The organism is Arthrobacter sp. K4-10C (assembly GCF_059090085.1).
The window spans coordinates 288,111-295,418 of record NZ_JBNHFI010000007.1 but is presented as its reverse complement, the minus strand read 5'-3'; the positions used below and the strand labels follow the sequence as shown (position 1 = coordinate 295,418).

The following is a 7,308-nucleotide window of genomic DNA, read 5'->3' as shown; positions in this document are numbered from 1 at the left end:
GGAAACCCCCCCGCTGGACGGCCGAACCGGTACTGGGACCACGCCATGCAGTCCGCCACGCAGTCCAGACCCGGACCCCCACCGGCCACACCTACCACTCCACCGCACCACCACTCCCCGGCACACTACGAACCGCGGCTTCCCCGGATGGCGCCTCAGCCACCCGTACCGGCACGCCCGCGCGCCGCCGTGCAGGCCGCAGTGCTGCCAGGAAACCCGACCGGTGCGCAGCCGGGGTATCCAACTCAGTCCAGGTGTTGGGCCGGGCAGGGCCCGCGGGATAGGCCCCAGTGGTGCTTCTAGTCCTGCTTGCGTGCCCGGCTGGGCTGTACCCGGGGCGGCTCCCCCGGCATCTTGGGGTAGTCCGGCGGGAAGGGCAGCTCACCGAGTCCGTCTTTCGTGTCGCGTTCCCACCACTCAAGCAGGGTGTCGATACTGCCCGGATTCCGGTGGAAGTCGGCCCAGGGGTCGCCGGTGGTGCGCAGGCGTTCCGGAACAGTGAGGATGGTGAAGTTCTTCGGGTCGGCATTGCCGAGTTCATCCCACGTGATGGGGCAGGACACAGGGGCATGCGGCAGTGCGCGAGGGCTGTAGGCGCCGGCGATGGTCCGGTCACGGTTGGCCTGGTTGAAATCAAGGAAGATCCGCTGGCCCCGCTCCTCTTTCCACCACGCCGTGGTTACCTTGTCCGGCATCCGCCGCTCCACTTCGCGGGCCGCCGCAATCACTGCGTGCCTGACATCCAGGAACTCGCGGACGGGCGCGATGGGAGCATAGACGTGAAGGCCGCGGTTGCCTGACGTCTTGATGAAACAGTCCAGGCCCGCCTCTGCCAGGACTTCCCGGAGTGCCAGCGCAGCCGGAACAGCGTCGTCGAAGTCTGTTCCCGGCTGCGGGTCAAGGTCGATCCGCAACTGGTCAGGGTTGTCCGTGTTTTCAGTCCGCGAGGGCCACGGATGGAACACCACCGTGTTCATCTGCACGGCCCACACGGCTGCGGCGGGCTCGTCCAGCACCAGCTGGGGATGCGAACGTGCGCTTGGGTACACCACCTTGACCGACCGGACGAAATCCGGGGTGCCCTTGGGCGGGTTCTTGGAAAAGAACATTTCCCCATTGATGTTGTCCGAGTACCGCTGCAGGGATACGGGCCGGTCGCCGTTCGCAGCGATGAACGCCTCCCCCACATCGCAGATGTACCGGGCCAGGTCCAGTTTGGTGAGTCCCAGGTCCGGCCAGAGAATCCGGCTGGGGCTGGAGATGCGCATCTCGCGATCGCCGTGGGGACCCTGGACTGTGATGGTGGTCTGTTCGCTCGCCATGGGGACAACGTACACCCCGCCGTCCGCCAGCCGGCATATTTCGGGCAGCCAGGTCAGGCATGATGGAGTCATGCCCGATGCCGAAACATCCCTCTTCCTTGACGTGGACGGGACCGCAGTCTCCGCGGCCCATGCCCGGCCCGAAAACCCCTGGGCGACGGTTGTGGTTGCCCACGGTGCCGGAGCCGGCATGGAACATCCTTTCCTGCGCGGCTTCACTGAGGCGCTCAATATCCTCGGCCTGGCCACCCTGCGGTTCAACTTCCCGTACCGGGAAGCCGGGCGCAAGTTTCCCGACCGCCCGCCGGCGGCCATCGCCACGTGGCGTGCTGCGATGGCGGCAGCCGCTGAGCAGGCAGCGGCCCATGGCAGCTCCGGCCCGATGTGGGCGGCCGGCAAATCATTTGGCGGCCGGATGGCGTCCATGGCTGTAGCGGACGGGATGGCAGCTGACGGCCTCATCTACCTGGGGTATCCGCTGCATCCGCCGGGAAAACCCGAGAAGCTGCGGGATGAGCACCTGTACGGGATCACCACCCCCATGCTGTTCCTGCAGGGCACCCGCGACACCTTTGCCACACGCGGAATCCTGGAGGACGTGGTCTCCCGCATCGGGCCGTCTGCGGTACTTCATTGGATGGAGGGCGGTGACCACTCCTTTGCCGTCGCGGGCGTCAAGCGTCACGCCGGCGAGGTGGGGGCATCACTGGCAGCCCCGGTTGCCGATTTCATCCGGGCCAGCGGTTAGGCGTGCCGCCCGGCCCTATCCACTAGGCCGCCTCCTCGTGCCACCAGCCCTCCCAAGCTGCAGAGGTGAGCTGGCCGTCAGGAAAGTCCTGCTTTCCGTTGGCGCCGCTGGAAGGCCAGGCATCGTCACCACTCCGGCCGTCGAGCAAAAGGTTCAGGCTGTTCAAAAGAAACATCATTACGTCCTTCCATGAGTTGAATGGACCACGCTGTCCATGTGGAAGCGAGCCTAGCCAAGGGATGTTTCAGCAGGTCGACGCAACGTTTCGGGTATGTATCGGAGTTATCACCCAGCCGTCCGAAGGCAGACAGGACTGGCCCCGAGCGGTCACCCGCGCTGCTTGGCCCGGGCAGTGGCGGGGGCCGTCCATGGGTCTTCCGGCCAGGGGTGCTTGGGGTAGCGGCCCCTCATCTCCGCCCTGACCTGCGTATAGGGGCCGGACCAAAAGGAGGTGAGGTCGTCGGTGACGGCGAGCGGGCGGCGTGCCGGGGACAGCAGATGGAAAAGGACGGGAACCGTGCCGTTGACCAGCCGCGGCGTCTCGGCAAGGCCGAAGCACTCCTGCAACTTCACGGCCACCACAGGACGGGCGGTCTCCTCTCCGGGCTGGGGGTAACCGACCGGAATCCGGGAACCGCTGGGCACTTCCAGCCATTCCGGGGCGAGCTCGTCAATCCTTGCAGCCTGGGGCCAGGGCAGCAGACGGCGCAGCGGCTGGGTGAGATTCACGGACCTTACGGCGGCTCCCGCCGCGAGGGTTTCAAGTTCAGGTCCCAGCCACTCGTCGAGACCCAGCAGGAGGGCCTCGTCAGAGACGTCCGGCCACGGCTCCCCCAACTCCCGGTGCAGGAAGGCAAGACGGCGGCGCAAGGCTTCGGCCGCCGTCGACCACTCCAATGCAGCGAGCCCCTCCTTGCGCAACGTTGCGGTGAGCGCGGTCCTGCCTTCCGCCGGAGTGGGACGGACAGGAGTGTCGGCAAGCACGATGGCACCGAGGCGCCGGACCTTCCGGGCGGTGACACGCCCCTGGGTGAATTGGGCTTCGACTGTCTCCCGCAGGAGGCTTCCGGCGGCTGCACGCGCAAGTTCACCGGTCAGCGGGGCCGCGGATCGAATGACGGCACCCGTGCCGGCCGAGTCCCTGCCGTCCGCCCGGGACACTTCGGCCACCGCCAGCCACTCATGCCCGGACAGCGGACTTCCGACCGGAAGACCGGCCCGCGTCCCGGAACTGAGCAGATAATGGACGGGCCCGTCACCCGGGACGAGGCGGGCCACGCGGTCGGGAAATGCCAGTGCGACGACGGACCCCACCGCCGCGGCGCCTGCTTCGGTGGCGGGAATTACAGGCGGTGAAGCCGCAAGCCCCACCTTCCGTACCAGCGCCTCGAGCCGCCTGGCTTCTTCCGCCCAGCGCCTGCCGGCGGGGCCGGAGTCGCTGCGGAGCCGGGACAGGAGGCCGGGCAAATCCGCCCCCGGGGCGCGCTGTTCTCCGGCCACGGCAGCCACCACCTCAGCCGCCTCCGGAGGCCCAATGATGGCGGCGCCGTCCAGCAGGGCGCGGGCAAGTCGCGGGTCCGCCGGGATCCGAGCCAGGATCCTGCCCGCCGCAGTGGCATGGCCTCCCGCCGACACGGCACCGAGTTCCCGAAGGACTTCCACAGCGTCATCCAGGGCTTGTCGCGGCGGACTGTCCGGGAGGGCCATCCCGTCTCCGCCCGGGGATCCCCAGCAGGCGAGGGTCAACGCCGCCCCGGCCAGGTCCGCCACCTTGATTTCCGGAGTGACGTGGGCCGGGGACGCGCCATAGGCCTGCTGGTTGTAGCATCGCACCACCCTGCCCGGACCCTGGCGCGCCGCACGCCCCGCACGCTGGTCTGCCGACGCCCGGGAACAGGAAACAGTTACCAGCCCGCTCATCCCGCGGCCCGAGTCCCGGCGAGGCTCCCGGGCCAGGCCTGAATCGACCACCAGCCTGACGCCCGGCACCGTCAGTGAGGACTCGGCCAGGTCGGTCGAGACGATGATGCGCGGCCTGTCCCCGGGCCGGCGTCCGGAGACTGCCCGGTCCTGCTCGGCGGCCCCCACCTGCCCATGCAGCTCCAGCACTTCGACCGCCTGCCCAATCCTCCCGCGCAGCCCTGCCGCAACCTCCGATACTTCCCGGGCGCCGGGGACAAAGACCAGCCCGTCCACGGATCCGTCCACGGCCAGCGCCTGGGAGTGGGCCCGCGCCACCGTCTCCACCAGGTGGTCCAGGAAGGAGCGTGTCACACCCCGGCTGTCCAGCCGCGGGCCCGCCGCCGGAACCCATTCCACCTCGAGCGGGTGGAGCACCGAAAGACAGTCGACGATGGGAGCTGCCGGTCCGCCGTCGGGATCCCCCAGCAGGACGGCGAAGCGGGGCGCGTCCAGGGTTGCCGACATCGCCACGACGGCGAGATCGCCACGCAGCTGCCGGACTTCGGCCAGCATGCCCACCAGCAGGTCGGTTTCAAGCCCGCGCTCGTGGACTTCGTCCAGGACGACGGCGCCAACATGCTCGAGGCCCGGGTCTGCCAGCAAACGGCGCAGGAGGATACCTGGCGTCACGAATTCAACCAGCGTGGCATTTCCCGCCTGCCGTTCTCCGCGGACTGTGTAGCCAACGCGGCTACCAGGCGGGCTGCCGTCCAGCGCAGCGAGCCGGCGTGCCGCAGCACGCGCAGCAACACGCCGGGGCTGAGTCACCACCACCCGTTCTGCGCCCTTTACGTGATTGGCGAGCATGGGCGGAACCAGGGTGGTTTTGCCAGTGCCGGGCGGCGCCTGCACCACTGCCGCCCCCGCCGTCAGGCCATTGCCCAAAGCTTCCTTCAAAGCGGGGAGCGAGCCCGCGAAGGCCAGTCCGATACCGATGGCGCCGAGGTCGAAGGCCTTCGCAACGTGGGGCTGTTGCTGCCGGTTGGAAGAAGTCACCCGTCCATTCTGCCTGCGCGGACCGGCTACGGCTTGCCTTGGCCTTTGCCTTTCCCCTTGTTGTCCTTGGCCGCCTCTGGAACCGTGGCGGGCTGACCCGCGTAACCAGGTGCGGGCAGGGGGTCCGCTACCGGCTGGTCCGGCACGGCCTGTACCGGTTGGGACTGTGACAGGGTCACATCTGCCGGGGCCGTCGCGGCGGCTTCCGGCACCGCCGCGGCGCCGGCCAGGGCTGCTGCCTGTGAGGACAGCTGCCCGGAGATATCTGCCCGGACCGCTTCCAGCGCTGTTTCAATGCCGCGCAGGCGTGGTGCGGAAATGCGACCCTCGCGCGCGGCGGCGTCCAGGTCGCTTTCCAGCGCCTGAAGGGCTGCCATCGCGCCATCCATCCTGTTTTCGGCGGCGGCCTGGCTGATGCTTAGGACGCGGATCTGGAAGCCTCGCAGCGTCAGTTCATCGGAATCCGACGAACGGGACGCGGTGGCGGCCGCAAAAATAATCGCCGACAAGGCCAGGGCCGCGGCAAGAACTACTGCAGCTGCCCGGATCCGCCTCGCCTCCACCGGACTGGCCGGATGATGTCCGGCACGGTGCGGGAGGTCAGGCGGCATGCCGGCCCCGAAGCGGCGGAACGGCTGCCGGCCTGGCCGGAAGCACGGAGACGGTGGCAAGCCGGGCTTCGGGCGCTTGAACGGGCCGTTCCTGGACCGCGCGTGCCTGAACGGCACCGGCCCGGCTGCGGACCCTGCGGACCATCCGGCGCACGGCCGCCCGTACCAGCATGGCCGTCAGCTGGCCCAGGCCCAGCCCCAGGAGTACGTGACCGGCGAGATACTGGCCGCCCAGGCCTGCAGCGCCAAAGGGGGCACCCGCGGCCACCGCCGCTCCGCCGGCCGTCAGCATCATCGACCAGGCAACTCCAACTACTGTGCCCATTACTCCTGCTTCCATCTCCTGGTTAATCAGCAAGCTTACTAGTAATGCTCAGCAAGCTTACTACTTGATGGCAGCGGCGCAAGAAGCGCGTCAGTGCAGGGAATCCGAAGGCGCGGCCGTCCGACTGGAAGAAATGTCGGGCAGGGGGGAACCGTCAGGCTCTGGACAGAAATAATCAGTAGGCTTAGCATTTTTCCAACGGTTCGCTCTTCGGAGCCGCCAGCCGACAGCGGTGACCCGCAGGGCCTTCCGGGTAGAAAAACACAACCGCATGGCATCAGGAGACAATTATGGCAACGGCACGGGAAGTTATGACCGGCGGCGCGGAGTGCATCGGCGAGAACGAAACCCTGGAAACAGCTGCCCGCAAGATGAGGGACCTGGATGTCGGTTCCCTTCCCATCTGCGGCGAGGACAACCGACTCAAGGGCATGCTCACGGATCGCGACATCGTTATAAAATGCCTGGCCGAAGGCGGCGACCCGCGGTCAGTCAGAGCCGGTGAATTGGGCCAGGGCAAGCCTGTGACCATCGGCGCGGACGATTCCATCGAGGAGGCCATCAGGACAATGCAGGACCACCAGGTGCGCCGGCTTCCAGTCATTGACGGGCACAACCTGATCGGCGTCCTCAGCCAGGGCGATATCGCAAAGAACTACCCCGAGGACCGGGTGGGCGAACTCGTGGCATTCATCTCCTACTGAGAACCCCCCGAAAAGAAAAAGCTGCCGCAGCAAAATATGGCTGTGGCAGCTTTCCTGTCGGGGACACCATTCAGCTGGCGGCCTCGAGCAGATGCTCCGCAGGAACGAGTCCCGCATAGCGGCCCTTGAAGAACAGCAGCGGTTCGGCATCCTGGCGCGCGCTGAGATGCCGAACCGCCGCCACAACGATAGTGTGGTCGCCGCCGTCGTATTCGACTTGGAGCTCGCAGTCGATCCAGGCCAGCGCGTCGTCGAGGACCGGGTTGCCCAGCGGCGACGAGTGATAACCCACACCCGCGAACTTGTCCGCTCCGGAGCGGGCGAACTGCCCGGCCAGGTGCTGGTGCCCTGCAGGAAGAATATTGACCGTGAAGGCACCGGCCCGCCGCAGTTCCGGCCATGTACGTGAGGTCCTGGCCGGACTGAAGGTCACCAGTGCGGGCTCCAGGGACAGCGACGCGAAGGACTGGCACGTGAATCCGGCCGGGCCGTGGTCGGTGGCAGCCGTGATGACCGTCAGCCCGGTGGCAAAAGTTCCAAAAATGTCCCGAAGCCGGCGGGGTGCCAGATCAGATGTGAGTGTCATGGGAATGGCCTCTCGTTTGGATCGTTACCTCACCAAACCATCGCCCTACGCCCT

At 67.4% G+C, this 7,308-nt stretch carries 8 protein-coding genes and 1 pseudogene; 3 read left to right on the top strand and 6 right to left on the bottom strand.

All coding sequences use genetic code 11. The features are described from left to right. Nucleotides 1-284: pseudogene (locus AC5RUU_RS12205) on the top strand (HNH endonuclease); the annotation flags it as partial. A gap of 15 nt (nucleotides 285-299) precedes the next feature. On the opposite strand, the gene ligD reads toward AC5RUU_RS12205, so the two are convergent. Beyond that, nucleotides 300-1,322, bottom strand: a complete 1,023-nt coding sequence (gene ligD, locus AC5RUU_RS12200; protein ID WP_493975477.1) for a non-homologous end-joining DNA ligase — start codon at nucleotides 1,320-1,322, stop codon at nucleotides 300-302. 70 nt (nucleotides 1,323-1,392) lie between these two features. Here ligD and AC5RUU_RS12195 point away from each other — a divergent pair, with 70 nt between their 5' ends. Further along, on the top strand, nucleotides 1,393-2,070 hold the full coding sequence (locus tag AC5RUU_RS12195; protein ID WP_493975461.1) for an alpha/beta hydrolase family protein: 678 nt from the start codon (nucleotides 1,393-1,395) through the stop codon (nucleotides 2,068-2,070). Between the two features lie 22 nt (nucleotides 2,071-2,092). On the opposite strand, the gene AC5RUU_RS12190 is transcribed toward AC5RUU_RS12195, so the two are convergent. The 4 genes from AC5RUU_RS12190 to AC5RUU_RS12175 form a co-directional block, all read right to left on the bottom strand. Then, nucleotides 2,093-2,248 carry a hypothetical protein gene (locus AC5RUU_RS12190; protein ID WP_493975460.1) on the bottom strand — a complete coding sequence of 52 codons (156 nt, stop codon included), beginning with the start codon at nucleotides 2,246-2,248 and terminating at the stop codon, nucleotides 2,093-2,095. A gap of 149 nt (nucleotides 2,249-2,397) precedes the next feature. Beyond that, entirely contained in the window at nucleotides 2,398-5,028 is a 2,631-nt protein-coding gene (hrpB, locus tag AC5RUU_RS12185) for an ATP-dependent helicase HrpB (protein WP_493975459.1), read from the bottom strand. A gap of 26 nt (nucleotides 5,029-5,054) precedes the next feature. Beyond that, complete coding sequence (locus tag AC5RUU_RS12180) at nucleotides 5,055-5,639, bottom strand: hypothetical protein (protein ID WP_493975458.1); 585 nt, start codon at nucleotides 5,637-5,639, stop codon at nucleotides 5,055-5,057. Next, on the bottom strand, nucleotides 5,629-5,964 hold the full coding sequence (locus AC5RUU_RS12175; RefSeq protein WP_493975457.1) for a hypothetical protein: 336 nt from the start codon (nucleotides 5,962-5,964) through the stop codon (nucleotides 5,629-5,631). Before AC5RUU_RS12175 ends, AC5RUU_RS12180 begins: the two co-directional genes overlap by 11 nt. Nucleotides 5,965-6,254: 290 nt before the next feature. Between AC5RUU_RS12175 and AC5RUU_RS12170 the strand changes: the two genes are divergently transcribed. Next, complete coding sequence (locus AC5RUU_RS12170) at nucleotides 6,255-6,668, top strand: CBS domain-containing protein (RefSeq protein WP_493975456.1); 414 nt, start codon at nucleotides 6,255-6,257, stop codon at nucleotides 6,666-6,668. A gap of 70 nt (nucleotides 6,669-6,738) precedes the next feature. On the opposite strand, the gene AC5RUU_RS12165 is transcribed toward AC5RUU_RS12170, so the two are convergent. Continuing rightward, a complete protein-coding gene (locus tag AC5RUU_RS12165) occupies nucleotides 6,739-7,254 on the bottom strand; it encodes a flavin reductase family protein (protein WP_493975455.1) in 516 nt (171 codons plus the stop codon). Nucleotides 7,255-7,308 lie beyond the last annotated feature (54 nt).

Excerpts from the sequence above, each read along its gene's own strand:
- ligD (WP_493975477.1), bottom strand. The coding sequence starts at position 1,322 with ATGGCGAGCGAACAGACCACCATCACAGTCCAGGGTCCCCACGGCGAT.
- AC5RUU_RS12195 (WP_493975461.1), top strand. The coding sequence starts at position 1,393 with ATGCCCGATGCCGAAACATCCCTCTTCCTTGACGTGGACGGGACCGCA.
- AC5RUU_RS12190 (WP_493975460.1), bottom strand. The coding sequence starts at position 2,248 with ATGATGTTTCTTTTGAACAGCCTGAACCTTTTGCTCGACGGCCGGAGT.
- AC5RUU_RS12180 (WP_493975458.1), bottom strand. The coding sequence starts at position 5,639 with ATGCCGCCTGACCTCCCGCACCGTGCCGGACATCATCCGGCCAGTCCG.
- AC5RUU_RS12175 (WP_493975457.1), bottom strand. The coding sequence starts at position 5,964 with ATGGGCACAGTAGTTGGAGTTGCCTGGTCGATGATGCTGACGGCCGGC.
- AC5RUU_RS12170 (WP_493975456.1), top strand. The coding sequence starts at position 6,255 with ATGGCAACGGCACGGGAAGTTATGACCGGCGGCGCGGAGTGCATCGGC.
- AC5RUU_RS12165 (WP_493975455.1), bottom strand. The coding sequence starts at position 7,254 with ATGACACTCACATCTGATCTGGCACCCCGCCGGCTTCGGGACATTTTT.